Below are 15603 nucleotides of genomic sequence, written 5' to 3' on the forward strand. Positions count from 1 at the left end.
CGTAACTGCGAGATCCCGGGTTCGGGCTTCGCCCGCCTCGGGATGAACTAACTAGCGCTGCACCACGTCCTGGTTGCTGTGGTTTGACGCCTGCTGCGGCCCCCGCGCGCCCATCGCTGCCACCTCCGTCTTGAGGAGGGCGCCCGGACGCACGCGTTGCAAACCGTTGACGACGATGCGGTCGCCGGACTTCAGGCCCGAGGTGACGATGCGAAGTCCATCGACGGCACCGCCGAGGGTGACCGGCCGGTAGACGGCGCGGCTGTCGTCGCCGACCGCCATCACGAACTTCTTGTCCTGGTCGGTGCCGATGGCGCGCTCGTCGATCATCACCAGCGCCTGTTGCTTCGGCTGGCCCATGCGCACGCGCGCGAACTGGCCGGGAATGAGGCGTCCGTCGTCGTTGCGGAATACAGCGCGGACACGGATGGTGCCGCTCTGGCCGTTGACCTGGTTATCGATGAGCTGGATGTGGCCCTTTGCGGACAAGCCGCCCGACGTCGTCATCTCGACCGGGATCTGATCGAGCTTGCCGCGGCTGCCGGTGCTATCTGCGATCGAGTTCAGCGCGCGCAGCACCACCTCTTCGTCCGCATCGAACGAGGCGTAGATCGGATTGACCGAGACCAGCGAGGTCAGCACCGGCGAGGCGGTGCCGGCGGCGACGAGATTGCCGACGGTGACCTCGATCTTGCCGACGCGGCCATCCACGGGGGCGCGCACCTCGGTGTAATCGAGATTGAGCTTTGCGGTCTGCAGCGTCGCCTCGGCCGCCTTGACGTTGGCGATCGCTTCGCGATTGGCGTTGTCGCGCTGGTCGTAGTCGCGCCGGGTGACCACGGCGTTGCCGACGAGCTGCGCGCCGCGCTCGAGCTCGCTCTGGGTGAAGACGACGCGCGCTTTGGTGGCCTCGAGCTGGGCGGCCGCCTTGTCGACCTCGGCCGTATAGGGGGCTGGATCAATCTTGAACAGCACGTCACCGGCCTTCACCAGCGCGCCTTCGGTGAAGTTCGCCGACAGGATCGCGCCCGCGACGCGCGGGCGGAGCTCGACGCGGTTGATCGCCTCGAGCCGGCCGGAGAAATCGTCCCACAGCACGGTCTGCCGCGGCTCGATCATCGCCACCGTGACGGAAACAGCCTGTTCAGCTGCGGCCGCCGGTGCGGTGGCTTGCGCCGCATGAAAATAGCGGCCGGTCACGACCGAGCCGGCCGCGGCGAGGGCGCCCACGATGGCGACGCCGCCCAGAAGGCGGCGGAAACGGCCGGTGCGGGAGGTATTTTGGGAGGGGGGCATTTGCGCGCTCCAGATATGTAGTGTTCACTACAGATGTGGAGCTGGATACCGCAGTGCAAGATACTTATGTACCATTCACTAAGAAAATTGTACGCCGATACCGCAACGATTGGAAGACACAAGAAAAAGAAAGCTAGAACAAATAGATAGGGTCTTGCGTTAGGCTGAGGACAAACGCCGATCCGAGGAGACAGGCACATGGGCATGGGACGCCCCCGGGAATTCGACGCCGAAATGGCGTTGGACCAGGCGATGGAAGTGTTTTGGCGCCATGGCTATGAGGGCGCGACCATTGCCCAGCTCACCGAGGCCATGGGCATCAATCCGCCCAGTCTCTACGCCTGCTTCGGCAACAAGGAAGGGCTGCTGAGGGCCGCGCTCGACCGCTACACCAGGCTGCGCAACATCTGGATGGACGAGGTGGTGGCAGCCCCCACTGCCCGAGCCGTGGCCGAGCGCATGTTGATGGGCATTGCCGACAGGCAGACCGATCCCGCCAATCCGCCCGGCTGCCTGCTGGTGCAAGGCGGCATTGCCTGCGGTACCGGCTCCGAGAACGTCCCCTTCGAGCTCGCCGCGCGCCGCGCCCAGAACGAAGACCAGCTTCGCGACCGTTTCGTCCGCGCCAGGGCCGAGGGCGATCTCAAGGAAAGCGCCGATCCGGCTGCGCTCGCGCGCTATGTCTCGGCGGTGTCGGTCGGCATGGGCGTGATGGCGTCCTCGGGTGCCGATCGCGAAGCGCTGCGGCAGGTCGCGAGCGTGGCCGTGCAGGCCGTCGAGGCGCAGTCGGTCGATCGAACTTAGACCAGGGTGGGATCAGGCCTGATTGCAGCGAGGTACGGCTGCTGCCGCTTAGCCTCATTCCGAGGAGGCGCGCGCACGGCTCGCGCAGAAGCAACCATGCCTTCCGATCGGTTAACGGCCTTTGGTGTGAGCCACACGCGATGGCGGTCATGCAATCGTGCCGCTGTTTTGCCCGACGCATCAAGCGCCCCCACTAGGCTCGACCGCACGAGGCGAATTCTTCAACGATTTCTACTTTGCATGGGGTTGTTTTCGCATTTTTGTTTTGAGTGACGGCCAGGGCACCACCGCCGAAACGGGTCGACACGAAAGCTCCTAAGAGTTTCTACACACAGTTGTGTCAGCTTCCCGCGCGTCAATATCCGCAACCTGCATCGGCGCCCCTCATTGCGCGCACGAAAAGACAGGACCCGCGGGAATCGAGGGGGCGTAAGCCATGACTGCACTTGCTTCGGACGCCGGTCGCGCCAGGAGCGGGATCGTGCCGATCCTGTTGTGTGTCGTGCCGTTCAGCCAGATTCCGCTCGATGCCTATACGCCAGGCCTGCCGCAGATGGTGGTGGATCTCGCCGCCGATCCCGCCTCGATGCAGAACACCGTTACCGCTTACATGCTCGGTATGTCTCTGGCGCTGGTGCCGGTCGGTATTGCCTCGGACACAATCGGCCGCCGCAACGTGCTGCTCGCGGGCCTGTCGGTGCTGATTGCGATGAGCATCGCCTGTGCGCTCGCCACCAGCGCCTCGCTGCTGCTGGGCTTGCGCTTCCTGCAAGGCATCGGCGGCTGCACTTGTCTCGTTGTCGCCTATGCGGTCGCCGCTGATTGTTTCCGCGGCCGCGAGCTCACCGCGATCTCCGGCCTGCTTGGCGCAGCCTGGGGGCTTGCGCCGGTGCTGGCGCCGGCGGCCGGTGGCTTCATCGTCGAGCTGACCTCGTGGCGCGGTGTCTTCGTCGTCATTGCCCTCGCCGCGGCGATCGTTGCCACGATCGTCGTATTCCTTCTGCCTGAAACATTGCCGGCCGAGCGGCGTGCGCCGTTCGATCCGCGCCGCACCGCCGGCATCTTGCGCGATGCGCTGGTGCGGCCGGGCTTCCTCGCTTTCGTGCTGGTCTTTGCTGCCGCAGCCAGCGCGCAGCTGGCGTTCGGCGTGGTAGCGCCGTTCTTCTACCAGACTGGTCTTGGCTATTCGGCGGCCATCTACGGCCTCGTCGCACTCGGCCTCGGCGGGGTCAATCTCGCCGGCGAGCTCGGTTGCGCGCATTTCGCGCGCTTCATGCCGGCGCGCGTGCTGGGCTTCGGCGCCTTCGCGCTGTTCCTCGCCGGCGCCGCGGCCCTGACTGCAACAGGCATGACCCTCGGTCTCGATTTCGCGTCGATCACGATCGGCGGCGCGCTGGTGCTCGGCGGCTGCGGCGTGCTGTGCCCGATGATGTACGGCATGGCGCTCGGCCTGTTCGAGCGCGACCACGGCCTGATCGGCGGCCTGATCAGCGCGCTCTGCTATCTCGCCGTCAGCGGCGCCATGGCGATCACGGCGGTGTTGCCCGAAGCGACGCAGGCGCCGATCGGATGGCTCTATCTCGGCCTCTGCGCCCTCGCCGGTACGCTGCTCGCGATCTCGCTGCCGTCGGCGCGGCAGGCCACACAGCCTTAAGGAAGGAACTCGATCATGACCACTGTCGGTATTCGCGGCACGTTCTTCGACTTCGTCGACGATCCCTGGAAGCATGTCGGCAACGAGCAGGCCTCCGCGCGCTTTCACCAGGATGGCCTCATGGTCGTCGCTGACGGCGTGATCAAGGCCTTCGGCCCCTATGACAAGATCGCCGCCGCCCATCCGGGCGTCGAGATCACCCACATCAAGGACCGCATCATCGTCCCCGGCTTCATCGACGGCCACATTCATCTGCCGCAGACGCGCGTGTTAGGGGCGTATGGCGAGCAGCTCTTGCCGTGGCTGCAGAAATGGGTCTACCCGGAAGAGCTCAAATACCGGGATCGCGACTACGCGCGCGAGGGCGTAAAGCGTTTCCTCGATGCGCTGCTCGCCTCCGGCACCACCACCTGCCAGGCCTTCACGAGCTCCTCGCCAGTGTCGACTGAGGAATTGTTCGAGGAAGCAGCTCGCCGCAACATGCGCGTCATCGCGGGCCTCACCGGGATCGATCGCAATGCGCCGGCCGATTTCATCGATACCCCCGAGAATTTCTATCGCGACAGCAAGCGGCTGATCGCGCAGTACCACAACAAGGGCCGCAATCTCTACGCCATCACGCCGCGCTTCGCCTTCGGCGCTTCGCCGGAACTGCTGAAGGCGTGTCAGCGCCTCAAGCACGAGCATCCGGATTGCTGGGTCAACACCCACATCTCCGAGAACCCGGCCGAATGCACCGGCGTGCTGGTCGAGCATCCGGACTGCCAGGATTATCTCGGCGTCTACGAGAAGTTCGACCTGGTCGGTCCGAAATTCTCCGGAGGCCACGGCGTCTACCTCTCCAACAACGAGTTCCGCCGCATGTCGAAGAAGGGCGCGGCGGTGGTGTTCTGCCCGTGCTCGAACCTGTTCCTCGGCAGCGGCCTGTTCCGTCTCGGACGCGCCACCGATCCCGAGCATCGCGTCAAGATGTCGTTCGGCACCGACGTCGGCGGCGGCAACCGCTTCTCGATGATCTCCGTGCTAGATGACGCCTACAAGGTCGGCATGTGCAACAACACCCTGCTTGACGGCAGCATCGATCCCGCACGCAAGGACCTCGCGGAAGCCGAGCGCAACAAGCTCTCGCCCTATCGCGGCTTCTGGTCGATCACGCTCGGCGGCGCCGAAGGCCTCTACATCGACGACAAGCTCGGCAATTTCGAGCCCGGCAAGGAGGCCGATTTCGTCGCGCTCGATCCGAACGGCGGGCAGGTCGCGCAAGCGTGGCATCAATCGCTGATCGCCGACGGCGCCGGCCCGCGCTCGATGGATGAGGCCGCGAGCATGCTGTTCGCCGTCATGATGGTCGGCGACGATCGCTGCGTCGACGAGACCTGGGTGATGGGCAAGCGTCTCTACAAGAAGAGCTGAGACGGCCGCCGATGAGCGCATCTCCTGAAACAGCCGGCCAGCCGGTCGCCCTCGTCATCCAGCGCCGCATCGCCGACGACGGCTTTGCCGCGTTCGCACGGTGGAACGGTGAGGTCGGCGAAGTGCTCAAGGCCTGGCCCGGCTTTCTCAGCCAGGAGGTGGTGCCGCCGCAACCCCCCGCGCATGTGGACTGGGTGACGATCCTGCGTTTCGCCAGCCCGGCTGCAGCACGTGCCTGGCTCCAGAGCGATGTACGGGCGCGCCGCATCGCAGAGGTGCAGCGCTTCTTCGTCGGTTCGGAGGACGTCCATATCCTGCCCGACACCGGCGTCCAGCGCGACAGCGCGGTCTCGGCGGTGATCTCCTTCAAGGTCCCCGATGGGCTCGAGGATGCGTTCCTGAAATGGCAGCAGCGCATCCAGGCGGCGGAGGCCGAGTTCAAGGGATTTCTGCGCCACAAGATCGAGCGGCCAATTCCGGGCCTGCACGACGAATGGATCATCATCCTGTCGTTCGACAGCGATGCCAATCTCAATGCATGGCTCGACTCGCCCTTGCGGCAGACCCTCCTTGAGGAGGGCGAGCGCTTCAATGCCGGAATGCACGTGAAGCGGGCGAGCTACGGCTTCAATTTCTGGTTCCCGGCCGGCAAGACGTCGGCCCCCGAGCAAGGGCCCGGTTTCATCTGGAAGAGCAACCTGATCGTTCTCCTGGTTCTCTATCCCGTGGTGTACCTCTGGGGCTTTTTCATCAGCAGGCCGCTGATCGATAGTCACGGCGTGCCGGTCTGGCTGTCGCTGTTCGTCGGCAATCTCGTCAGCACCCAGCTGCTCGGCTGGTGGCTGGTGCCCGCCGCCTTCAGGGCGCTCGACTGGTGGGTGACGCCGAAGGCTGCGATCAGTCGCCAGATCGGCGGCTACGTGCTGCTCGCCGTGCTCTATGCCGCCTCGATGGGCCTGTACGCGCTGCTGCTCGCGTGGCATTGGGGACGGTGAGACCGTCGACCGTCTTGGCGCGGACAAGGGCGGTCGCTGGATATCGACGACCATGTTCGCCCTGACATTTCTCGGGACATCGGCCAGCGTTCCCTCAGCGGAGCGCAACCATCCGGCGCTTCTCGTGGAAGCCGCAGGCAAGCGCGTCCTGGTCGATTGCGGCGAGGGCACGCAGCGCCAGCTGCTGCGCAGCGGCGCCGGCTTCCGGCGGCTCGACCGCATCCTGCTCACCCACGCCCATCTCGACCACGTGCTCGGCATCCCCGGACTGTTCTCGACGCTTGGCTTGCGGCAGACGTCCGAGGCAATGACCATTCACGGCGGCGAAGGCACGCTCGACCTCGTCGTCCGCATGCTCGCCGGCCTGTGGGGCCCGGGCAGGGCGCCGATCGCCGTCGAGTTCGCAGTGCTGACCGAGGGACAAGTCATCGACGCCGGTGAATTCACCATCGGCTGTTTTCCGGTCCGCCACCGCGACACCGATAGCTTTGGCTACGTTTTCAAAAGCCCCGCCCGCCGTCATCTTCGGCCCGATCGCCTCATCGCGCTCGGTGTCCCCGACGGTCCCTTGCGCGGCGAGTTGGCCGCTGGCCGACCGATCGTGCTTGCCAACCGAACCATCGATCCGGAAGACGTCCTCGGTCCGCCGAGCGGCGGCAGCAAGCTCGTCGTGATCGGCGACACCGAGACCACCGAGGGGCTGTCGCAATACGTGGCCGGTGCCGACACGCTGGTGATCGAGGCCACGTTCCTCGATCGCGACGCGCCGACCGCGCGGAATTACGGCCATCTCACCGCGGCAGAAGCGGCCTCCTTTGCGGCCACGAACAAGGTCGGACAACTCGTGCTGACGCATATGTCGGGACGCTACGAGGACGCCGAGATTCTCGCCGAGGCGGCAGGAATCTTCCCGAACACCCGGATCGCCGCAGACTTCGACCACATCGTCGTCTGATCAAACGGCCCCTGACCCGATCATCATGCAGCGCTTGCCAGCCCAGATGCGAGCGGGTAGAACGCTGCCACGCCTGAGCCGTGATTTGCGCGCTGCGCTTCCGGCCACAGTCGAGCAAGTCAGGCAAGCCTTTGAATTTGTTCGGCTATTCCGTTGGGGAATGGTGTAACGGTAGCACAACAGACTCTGACTCTGTTTGTCTTGGTTCGAATCCAGGTTCCCCAGCCAGCTCCAGCTGCGCCCGGCAGGTAGTTGAAATTGTTGAAGTCTTTTACGCTGGGTAACGGCTGTACCCTAACGCTGCCCCCAACAACTGCCCCCAACGCAAGACGCGTCGAGGCTCACACCATCTCGTCAGTGACCCCTCTCGTCCCCTTTTCCCAATGATACTTGACGGTGTCGTGCACGCTCCGCACCCAAGAGTGGTCGCGGGCGGCGTTGGCGCCGACGTAGTCATTTCCCTGAAGCCAAGTCGCAAGCGCGAACCGCACGCCATCAAGCTCGAGATTTCCGATTACGTCTGACAGATAGACGGTGCCGTCCTCCGCTACACGGAGCTGACGACGTTGCGAATCATCCTTTGATGCAATCAGCTCTTTCACTGCGTCCATCGTAAAAGTCTCGGGCTTGTTGAGATTGATCATATTGATTGCTCCAGAACGGTAGCCTGGAGCTAGTCATCCTGGGGGGCGCAATCAAGCGCAAACGTCCCGCGCTGCCGACCTCGCTCCGGTAACCCCACTAGCGCCTTCACCGGGCATGGCACAGATAGACGCCCTGGTGGATTTGCCGGGATTGGCATTGCGGCTTCCCGCCTAAGCTCCACCACTTTGCCTTTGTTCCGCCGCCGCTTCTTGAAGACCCCTGCGCAACAGTGAGTGCAGTAGCGAGGTCGCGTCCCGAAGCGACATCGGCTTCTCTGGAGGGGCAAACTTCTGTTTTGCATGTCGGAGTGTGTTCGCAGACCTTTTCATAAGTTTGACTTGCGATGCCGTGGCCCAGCCAAGCCGCAGGAATCCCTCCTCGGTTCCGCCGCCAAATCGCAACTCAAGGCACTCAATCGCTTTGAAGATGTTGAACCATGTGGGCTCCTTGCCGACGTACATCAGCACTTCTTCGAGAAGATCGTCAGCTTCGGCTATGCCGGCCCAAAGCTGAACCTCACTCTCGCGGGGCACAGAAGGAATAGGGTTTCCGTCTTTATCAAATACTTCAATCCTGCCCCTCAATGTCACTCCAAGACTCATGACCCCTTCCAAGAACACCGTTCTGTGAAGGCGACCATCTTCAGTAATCTCAACTGTACCACCAAAGGCTACTGGCTTCGTTCCCTGCGAAATCGCCAAGGCACCGTTAAGATAATCAATAATGTCGAGAGCTTTGGCGCGAACCTCATCGGCGTTCGTCAGGACATCGAAGCTCGCAGACCGCAGGATGGTTTCCTCCCCATGCAGCTCGGTCTTCGGGTCGAACTCATTGCCTAGCACGTGCCTCCAAGCATCAAGGTCGCTTGGTTCGCCACGAAGCACCGCTCCCCATCCTGGTTTCATCACTCAATATCTATTCTATTTGAGACTAGACTTACATCTTACAGACGCTTGGTGGCCCAAGTTTATTGGAAAACGTCTGATCGCTTCTTCCATTCATCCCACGTTACCCTAGGATCATCTGGAAAGCGGCGAAGAATCCTCCTTTCGCCACTAGCCCGCAGGCGCGCATTTCTCTCCCAAACCTGCTGACCATACAAGCGCAAGGCCGTAACAATTAGCTTTGCCGTTGACTCGGCGATATCCACTTCTTGCATTGAAACTCTAAATACCTCATCCGCCTTATCCCTGGTTGTGGTCTGCTCCCAGTAGAGAAAGTCATGGAGAACGGCGGGAAAGATCAAGATCGGATCAGGGCGGACCGCTGACCAGAATACCCTTGGCACGCTCGAAAAATCTGTCACGAATCCGACTGGGACAGTCACCCGAGGAAGTCTTCCATCAACACTCGGCTCCCACGTAACGGGCCGAAGAAGAAAGTACATTGAGTCCGCAAATCGCCCGACGATGACATCACCATATGCTTTCCTGCCGCTTCTTTGCTGTTGATCGATCCAATCTCTAATTATCACTCCATTCTCAGGCAACTCTTGTGCAACTGCATGCGATAGAGATCGGCGTAATATGGCAGACAACGCCGTGTATGCGATTGCGTCCAAGAGAACCTTGCGGCGGGTAAAGATCGTCATGGCAGCCCGTTGGTTTGATTAGCGCGTGTTGCTCGCCATAGACTTTTCGTTGAAGTTGGTTTGATCCATAGAAACAAATCCTGTCTGCTCTTGGTCTCCAACAGTCAGCTTGACTTCTAACCACACTCCTTCGGGAGTTTCCCAGGCTTTTATAACTTTCAAGGCATCGCCCTTGCGCAGCACCTTCAGAATTCTGCCAGCAGGAAAGGCTTTCCGGGCGGGCGCCAACTCAACCGCAATAGCAACGTCCTCGGGTATAGTTCTTACGAATCCGGCGTATGCTGAATTGAGCAGACCAAAAGCAATAGACAGTGCGAGGAGGAGGCGCGTCATAATGGCTTCCTTCGATTCAACTGTTTTAGCGCGTCAACCGCGTCGACGTCGCCTTTGGCCGCGGCCCTCTGATAAAGATCCCGCGCAGTGCCAAGGTTAATCGCGATGCCAAGACCAAATTCGTTCAGCTGACCCAAGCGATACATTGCAGACGTGTTATTCTTCTCAGCAGCTATTCTGTAATAATCAGCGGCCATTGAGTAGTTGTACTTCGCAAAAACGCCGGTCTCGTACAAAACCCCAAGCGCAAGTGCGGCATTGGCATCGCCCATTCCAAGCAGTACTTTATAGTATCGAACGCACTTATCTTCATTTGGCTCGATGTAATGCGAGTAATAGTTCGCCAAAACCTCTAGCGAAGTTGGGTCGCCTTTCTCGGCCGCCTCTGAGAACAAGGAAACTGCCCTCTCTATCTTGCCGGACGAGACTAAGGCTCGTGCGTATAGAGATAGTAGCTGTAGGTCGTTTGAATTTCCTTCACGCGCAAGTTCGCAAAGAATTTCGGCCTTCACCGACGTATTCGTAGACGGACTTACCAAGGCGGTCGCAAGGCTTTCAGGACTAGCCTGTCCAACCGCTTGCTTGCAAACGCCCTCGCGATCGCTTTGGATCATCGCTTGTGAGGAAAGTAGTGGCATCACTCTCGGCCTGATCGAGTCCATAGCAACCGGAAGCAATAGAAAAAGTGCTAGTGCCGGCAAGATGAACTTTGGCAATAGAGCTTCGGGCAGCACTGAAAGTAGTCGAATGGCGAATGGCGACTTCCAGAGTGACCGGTCCGATCCTGGGTCTTCGATCCGTCTCTCTGAGAATATTGTGACCCAATACTTCGAAATGAAATCTGCTGTGAAGAAGTCGCTGTGTGTAAAGTAGAAGAAGCGGTCGCGACAGAGCCCTTTCAAAAAGCCAAACGTACCTGAATCGCCGTATCCTACCGTCACCAAACGCGCCAAAACAGGCCAAATGTCGCGACTTCCTGCATCGTTGACAATCAATCCGGAGACTTTGCGGCTTATCGCGCCGAAATCATAGTTTGATGGGAGAACCGACCCGCACAATACAAGCGTGTCGAGATCAATGTCGTCTTCCTCTTCAAGAATTTTGACAATTGTATAAGTCCCGAAACTATGAGCTATCACCGACATGCGGATAGGAAGCGATTGTTTCTCATAGTGCCACTTTATGGCTCGGAGCTCTTTCAGTACGAGCCTTCTTGCCGATGTTCGCGTGAACGGCAAAAGAAATCTCACCACGTCGAAGCGGCCGTATCCAATCGTTCGCACTTCAATCGCGGTGATACGACTTAGCAGGTTCTTTGCCGTGTCATACCAAAGAGCACGAGTCCGAATCCCGTGGAGCAAGACCACGACGTCTCTAGGAATGGCACTCGCATCACGCTGGTTGGAAGGCGCGTCCAACATGCCAGGCTCTTGAGCTTTAACAAATAAAAAAATACCAAATCTACTACTGTAGGTCGAGTCCCTACGGCCGCGTAAGCTGGCCGGCCTTCTCAGATCGGCGCCGCGCTCGATGGAATTCAGCCAGTCTTCCAACGGGGTGTGGCGGACTGCTTTCGTCGAGGTGTTGAGCCCAACAGGACCGGCCAACGCGTTGGCGCTTCCAGTAGTTCTTCGGGTGGGCCCTGAACCGCGGCGTGGGATTGCCTGTAATCGATTTGGCCTGCCGCGCCGGGAAGGCGGCTGGCTCAGGTCCCGCCACCCATTCTCAAGTGATTGTAAATTAAATCAATACCTTAAACCGTCCCATTCATCGCTGAACCGGTATCCCCGCCGACCACAGATGCCATCCATCGTCGGGGTCGCATTTGATGCTTGCTTGTGCAATCCTTCCTGCCGCAAGGGCTGGGGATGCAACTTTCGATTAACTTCGGTTTTTTGGGCGTTCACGACGTCAAGCTGGTAGAGCTTGGGGCGCGGGCTGAGGACTATTTCTCCTACGATCCTGCGACCGCGATCATCAAGCTTCGCCAGTTTGCGGAGTTGTTGGCTAAACTTATCGCGGCCCGTCACGCAGTCTACGAAGGCGAGCGCGAGACTTTTGAGGGCACCCTTCGCCGCCTTTCCTTTGAACGGATCATTCCAAAGGAAGCTGCCGACGTATTTCATGCACTCCGCAAGGCAGGTAATAGCGCCGTTCACGAGGCTTCTGGCACTCACGCCGATGCGCTCGCTGCCTTAAAGTTTGCCCGCCAGCTTGGTGTTTGGTTTCACCGTACCTACGGAAGGCAACCGAACTTCAATCCTGGCCCCTTCGTCATACCGGTCGACGAACCAGACCCCGCCATAGCTTTACGCCGAGAAATTGAAGTACTCCGGAAGCGCGTGACGGAAACCGAAGAGGCTGCCGCCAAGGCACTGGCCGACGTCAAGGCGCATCGTCAAGCGCGCACTGACGCGGAGGAGCGCTCAAAAAAGGAGATTGAGGACAGGCTGCTTTGGGAGCAATTGGCTCAGGATGCAGAAGCGGAGAAGCTCAAACTTCTCGCGGCGCTGAATGAACAGACCCTCGCCTCAGGCCTTGCGGAGCCTACATTTCGGCTTGAGGCTGATGCCCCGACGGATACGGCCCATCTTGACGAGATCCAGGCCGCGGCCCAGCAAGCTTCGAAGTCTGAGATGCACGACCTCATCGTCCGAGGTGAAGAGGCCGCCCGCAAGATCGATCTCGACGAAGCGGCCACACGCGCATTAATCGATCAACAACTCCGCGATGCCGGATGGGAGGCAGATACAAAAATCCTTCGCTACGGGGCCGGCTCCCGCCCAACAAAGGGGCGCAGCCTCGCCATTGCCGAATGGCCTACAACGAACGGCCCCGCTGACTACGCTTTGTTCAATGGACTAACGTTACTTGGGGTCGTTGAGGCCAAGCGCCGACGCAAGAACGTTTCCGCTGCGATAGATCAAGCGGAGCGGTACTCGCTCGGTTTCACTGAAGGGCATGACTTTGTGTTCGCGGGTGGCCCTTGGACCGATCATTGCGTCCCGTTCGTCTTTGCAGCCAATGGCCGATCGTATCTAAAGCAGATCGAGACCGAGAGCGGCATCTGGTTCCGCGATACGCGCCGCACTGGCAATCATCGTCGCGCCCTCGTTGATTGGCCAACCCCCGAAGGGCTCTCTGGACTCCTCGAAGTCAACCAAGACGCGGCGACTGCGGCGCTCAAGGCGTTACCTTTTGAGTTTGGCTTTCCGCTCCGAGATTATCAGGAGAGCGCCATCAAGGCGGTGGAGAAAGCACTGGAGGCTGAACAGCGCACAATGCTTGTTGCGATGGCTACCGGCACAGGCAAGACCAAACTTGCCATCGCGATGCTCTATCGACTTTTGAGCACCAAGCGCTTCCGGCGCATCTGCTTTGTTGTGGACCGGTCAGCCCTCGGCAAACAAGCTGCAGATGAATTCACTACGACTAGGGTCGTCTCGGGCAAAGCATTTGCGGACATCTTTGGCCTCAAGGGGCTTGATGATGTTGCGCCGGAAACTGAGACGAAGGTGCATATCTGTACGATTCAGGGCTTAGTGAAGCGCGTTCTCTACACTGCGGACGGCTCCGAAGCCCCGCCCATCGACCAGTATGATCTTATAGTGGTCGACGAATGCCATCGCGGCTATCTGCTCGACCGCGAAATGTCGGACGCCGAACTGAGCTTCCGCGGTCAGGATGATTACGTTTCCAAGTATCGCCGCGTCCTAGAGTATTTTGATGCAGTGAAGATCGGTTTGACCGCTACGCCAGCCCTTCACACCACAGAAATATTCGGTGATCCCATCTTCAAGTACTCCTACAGGGATGCGGTAATCGAGGGGCACCTCATCGACCATGAGCCGCCTATAAGGATCGAAACCGCCCTCGCTCGGGCGGGAATACTCTTCGAGAAAGGTGAAGCGTTGGACGTCCTCAACACGCGCACCGGCGAAGTAAACCTCACTCATGCGCCTGACGAGATTCGGTTCGAGGTCGAGCAATTTAACAAGAAAGTGGTGACCCCCGAATTCAACCGGGTGGTAGCGGAAGAACTTGCCAAGCACATCGATCCTGCGCTTCCCGGCAAGACGCTAATCTTTGCGGCCACTGATGCCCATGCTGATATCGTGGTGTCCAAGATTAAGGACGCGTTCGCTGCAGCCTATGGGGAGATAGATGATGCAGCGGTCAAGAAAATCACTGGAAGCGTAGATAAGGTGCAAAATCTAATCCGTTCATTCCGAAACGATGCCAGCCCGAAGATCGCAGTTACCGTGGACCTGTTGACCACAGGCATCGACGTGCCCTTAATTACGAACCTTGTCTTTCTGCGGCGGGTGAATAGCCGAATTCTGTATGAGCAAATGATCGGCCGAGCCACCCGGAAATGTCCCGAGATTAACAAGGACGTATTCCGCATCTTTGACGCCGTGGACCTCTATCCGAACCTGCAGAACCTCACCGAGATGAAACCGGTTGTGGTCAACCCCTCCATTGGGTTCGAACAGTTGGTCAAGGAACTCATATCGGCAGATGATGATGGCCACCGCGATACAATTCGCCAACAGCTTGCGGTGAAACTTCGTCGGCGACTTGGTAAGCTCCCCTCCGATGTCCGAGAAAGGTTTGAGGCCGTTGCCGGTGAAGAACCGGAGCAGACCTTGAGGCGGCTCCTGCAGAGCAGTCCGGCCGAGGTGTCCGAGTGGTTCTCAGACCGTGCAGCTATTGGCCCCATTCTGGATTGGCAGAATGACGGCGGTACTCCCCGATTCATGCCGATTTCGAACCACAGCGATGAAGTGGTCGCGGTCACTCGGGGATATGGCGCAGCGACAAAGCCCGAAGACTTTCTTGACGGCTTCTCGGCGTTCGTGCGGGACAACATCAACGCGATTGCTGCTCTTAAACTCGTTGTGCAACGTCCCCGCGATCTCACTCGCGCTGATCTGCAGGAGCTAAGAAGGGCACTCGACCTCAAAGGATATTCGGAGGCCAACCTGCGCCGCGCTTGGGCCGACGCCAAGAACGAGGATATCGCTGCCTCTATCATCGGATTTGTGCGCCAAGCCGCACTAGGCGATCCTTTGACCCCTTATGCGGATCGTGTAAGAGCCGCAATGCAAAAGGTCTTGACGAATCGGTCCTGGACGGACCCACAGAAGCGCTGGCTCAAGCGCATCGGGGAACAGGTTGAAAAGGAGATCGTGGTGGACCGCGAGGCAATCGATCGAGAGCCCTTCGCCGCGGACGGCGGGTTCACCCGTCTCAACAAGGTATTCGGAGGCGATCTTGAGGTTGTGCTCACCGGAATCCACGAGGAGCTTTGGAGGAACGTCGGATGACTGATCAGGACGATGCGCTTGCTATGCCACAGGCCGAGGAAACCGCTGTTTCAACGCAGCAGAGTTTCGGAGAATGGGTAAGCAGCGAGATGACGAAGCAAGGTCTCACCATCCCGCAACTCGCAGCTAAAACCAAGATTTCATATACGGGAATCTGGAATATCGTGAAGGGGAACACCGTCTATCCAACGGACGAAACAAGGGCGAAGCTATCAGCTGCGTTGAATCAGCCGGTACCGACAGAGGTCCAAAAGGAAATAGAGCAAGAGTCCGAGATCTCAGGATATACGTGGACGGATTTCACTCCCTCCGACATAGGAACAATTCCCGACAAGGCTGGCGTGTACGTATTTTATGATGTCACCGATCGCCCTGTGTATGTCGGCAAATCGGCGAAGAGCGTTCGAGCCAGAGTGAAGGACCATCAAACCCGTTTTTGGTTCAAGCCTCCGCTGGTTGTTCGCGGTTCATTTCTCGCAATTGATGACCCCGCGATGTGCGAAAAGATTGAAATGATCTTGATCAAGTTTCTTGGCAAGCATGCGCTTCTGAATGTTCAGGGTGTGGTGCGAGACATGGTTGAATAG

Annotated in this window: 13 protein-coding genes and 1 tRNA gene; 8 read left to right on the forward strand and 6 right to left on the reverse strand. The window is 59.5% G+C overall.

Features of this window, described 5'->3' with window-relative positions; genetic code table 11:
• Window positions 1–51: 51 nt before the first annotated feature.
• On the reverse strand, window positions 52–1296 hold the full coding sequence (locus DCG74_RS20925; RefSeq protein WP_172786287.1) for an efflux RND transporter periplasmic adaptor subunit: 1245 nt from the start codon (window positions 1294–1296) through the stop codon (window positions 52–54).
• Between the two features lie 198 nt (window positions 1297–1494).
• Here DCG74_RS20925 and DCG74_RS20930 point away from each other — a divergent pair, with 198 nt between their 5' ends.
• From DCG74_RS20930 to DCG74_RS20955, 6 genes are all read left to right on the forward strand, one after another.
• On the forward strand, window positions 1495–2100 hold the full coding sequence (locus tag DCG74_RS20930) for a TetR/AcrR family transcriptional regulator (protein ID WP_172786288.1): 606 nt from the start codon (window positions 1495–1497) through the stop codon (window positions 2098–2100).
• A 436-nt stretch (window positions 2101–2536) separates the two neighbouring features.
• Window positions 2537–3754: a multidrug effflux MFS transporter gene (locus tag DCG74_RS20935; RefSeq protein WP_172786289.1), complete on the forward strand. Its 1218-nt coding sequence runs from the start codon at window positions 2537–2539 to the stop codon at window positions 3752–3754.
• A 15-nt stretch (window positions 3755–3769) separates the two neighbouring features.
• Window positions 3770–5167, forward strand: a complete 1398-nt coding sequence (gene guaD / locus DCG74_RS20940) for a guanine deaminase (protein WP_172786290.1) — start codon at window positions 3770–3772, stop codon at window positions 5165–5167.
• Between the two features lie 11 nt (window positions 5168–5178).
• Window positions 5179–6162 (forward strand): antibiotic biosynthesis monooxygenase, encoded by a 984-nt coding sequence (locus tag DCG74_RS20945; RefSeq protein ID WP_172786291.1) that lies wholly within the window; start codon window positions 5179–5181, stop codon window positions 6160–6162.
• Window positions 6163–6214: 52 nt separating this feature from the next.
• Window positions 6215–7117, forward strand: coding sequence for a ribonuclease Z (rnz, locus tag DCG74_RS20950; protein ID WP_172786292.1), 903 nt, complete (start codon window positions 6215–6217; stop codon window positions 7115–7117).
• Between the two features lie 154 nt (window positions 7118–7271).
• Window positions 7272–7345 (forward strand) — tRNA-Gln (locus DCG74_RS20955).
• Between the two features lie 113 nt (window positions 7346–7458).
• On the opposite strand, the gene DCG74_RS20960 is transcribed toward DCG74_RS20955, so the two are convergent.
• The 5 genes from DCG74_RS20960 to DCG74_RS20980 form a co-directional block, all read right to left on the reverse strand.
• Window positions 7459–7761 (reverse strand): hypothetical protein, encoded by a 303-nt coding sequence (locus tag DCG74_RS20960; RefSeq protein ID WP_172786293.1) that lies wholly within the window; start codon window positions 7759–7761, stop codon window positions 7459–7461.
• 171 nt (window positions 7762–7932) lie between these two features.
• Complete coding sequence (locus tag DCG74_RS20965; protein ID WP_172786294.1) at window positions 7933–8667, reverse strand: hypothetical protein; 735 nt, start codon at window positions 8665–8667, stop codon at window positions 7933–7935.
• 62 nt (window positions 8668–8729) lie between these two features.
• On the reverse strand, window positions 8730–9353 hold the full coding sequence (locus DCG74_RS20970) for a DUF1353 domain-containing protein (RefSeq protein ID WP_172786295.1): 624 nt from the start codon (window positions 9351–9353) through the stop codon (window positions 8730–8732).
• 18 nt (window positions 9354–9371) lie between these two features.
• Window positions 9372–9686, reverse strand: a complete 315-nt coding sequence (locus DCG74_RS20975) for a hypothetical protein (protein WP_172786296.1) — start codon at window positions 9684–9686, stop codon at window positions 9372–9374.
• On the reverse strand, window positions 9683–11293 hold the full coding sequence (locus tag DCG74_RS20980; RefSeq protein WP_172786297.1) for a tetratricopeptide repeat protein: 1611 nt from the start codon (window positions 11291–11293) through the stop codon (window positions 9683–9685). The genes DCG74_RS20975 and DCG74_RS20980 overlap by 4 nt, the downstream gene beginning before the upstream one ends.
• A 231-nt stretch (window positions 11294–11524) precedes the next feature.
• On the opposite strand from DCG74_RS20980, the gene hsdR reads away from it, so the two are divergent.
• Both hsdR and DCG74_RS20990 read left to right on the forward strand, forming a co-directional pair.
• Complete coding sequence (gene hsdR / locus DCG74_RS20985) at window positions 11525–15016, forward strand: type I restriction-modification system endonuclease (protein ID WP_257187363.1); 3492 nt, start codon at window positions 11525–11527, stop codon at window positions 15014–15016.
• The gene (locus DCG74_RS20990) at window positions 15013–15603 is read left to right on the forward strand and encodes a hypothetical protein (protein WP_246708870.1); all 591 of its coding nucleotides are present in this window, start codon (window positions 15013–15015) and stop codon (window positions 15601–15603) included. Before hsdR ends, DCG74_RS20990 begins: the two co-directional genes overlap by 4 nt.

The organism is Bradyrhizobium sp. WBAH42 (assembly GCF_024585265.1).
Taxonomy (GTDB): domain Bacteria; phylum Pseudomonadota; class Alphaproteobacteria; order Rhizobiales; family Xanthobacteraceae; genus Bradyrhizobium.

Coding starts and splice junctions, on each gene's coding strand:
- DCG74_RS20930 (WP_172786288.1), top strand. CDS start 1,495: ATGGGCATGGGACGCCCCCGGGAATTCGACGCCGAAATGGCGTTGGAC.
- rnz (WP_172786292.1), top strand. CDS start 6,215: ATGTTCGCCCTGACATTTCTCGGGACATCGGCCAGCGTTCCCTCAGCG.
- DCG74_RS20960 (WP_172786293.1), bottom strand. CDS start 7,761: ATGATCAATCTCAACAAGCCCGAGACTTTTACGATGGACGCAGTGAAA.
- DCG74_RS20970 (WP_172786295.1), bottom strand. CDS start 9,353: ATGACGATCTTTACCCGCCGCAAGGTTCTCTTGGACGCAATCGCATAC.
- DCG74_RS20975 (WP_172786296.1), bottom strand. CDS start 9,686: ATGACGCGCCTCCTCCTCGCACTGTCTATTGCTTTTGGTCTGCTCAAT.
- DCG74_RS20925 (WP_172786287.1), bottom strand. CDS start 1,296: ATGCCCCCCTCCCAAAATACCTCCCGCACCGGCCGTTTCCGCCGCCTT.
- guaD (WP_172786290.1), top strand. CDS start 3,770: ATGACCACTGTCGGTATTCGCGGCACGTTCTTCGACTTCGTCGACGAT.
- DCG74_RS20935 (WP_172786289.1), top strand. CDS start 2,537: ATGACTGCACTTGCTTCGGACGCCGGTCGCGCCAGGAGCGGGATCGTG.
- DCG74_RS20945 (WP_172786291.1), top strand. CDS start 5,179: ATGAGCGCATCTCCTGAAACAGCCGGCCAGCCGGTCGCCCTCGTCATC.
- DCG74_RS20965 (WP_172786294.1), bottom strand. CDS start 8,667: ATGAAACCAGGATGGGGAGCGGTGCTTCGTGGCGAACCAAGCGACCTT.
- DCG74_RS20990 (WP_246708870.1), top strand. CDS start 15,013: ATGACTGATCAGGACGATGCGCTTGCTATGCCACAGGCCGAGGAAACC.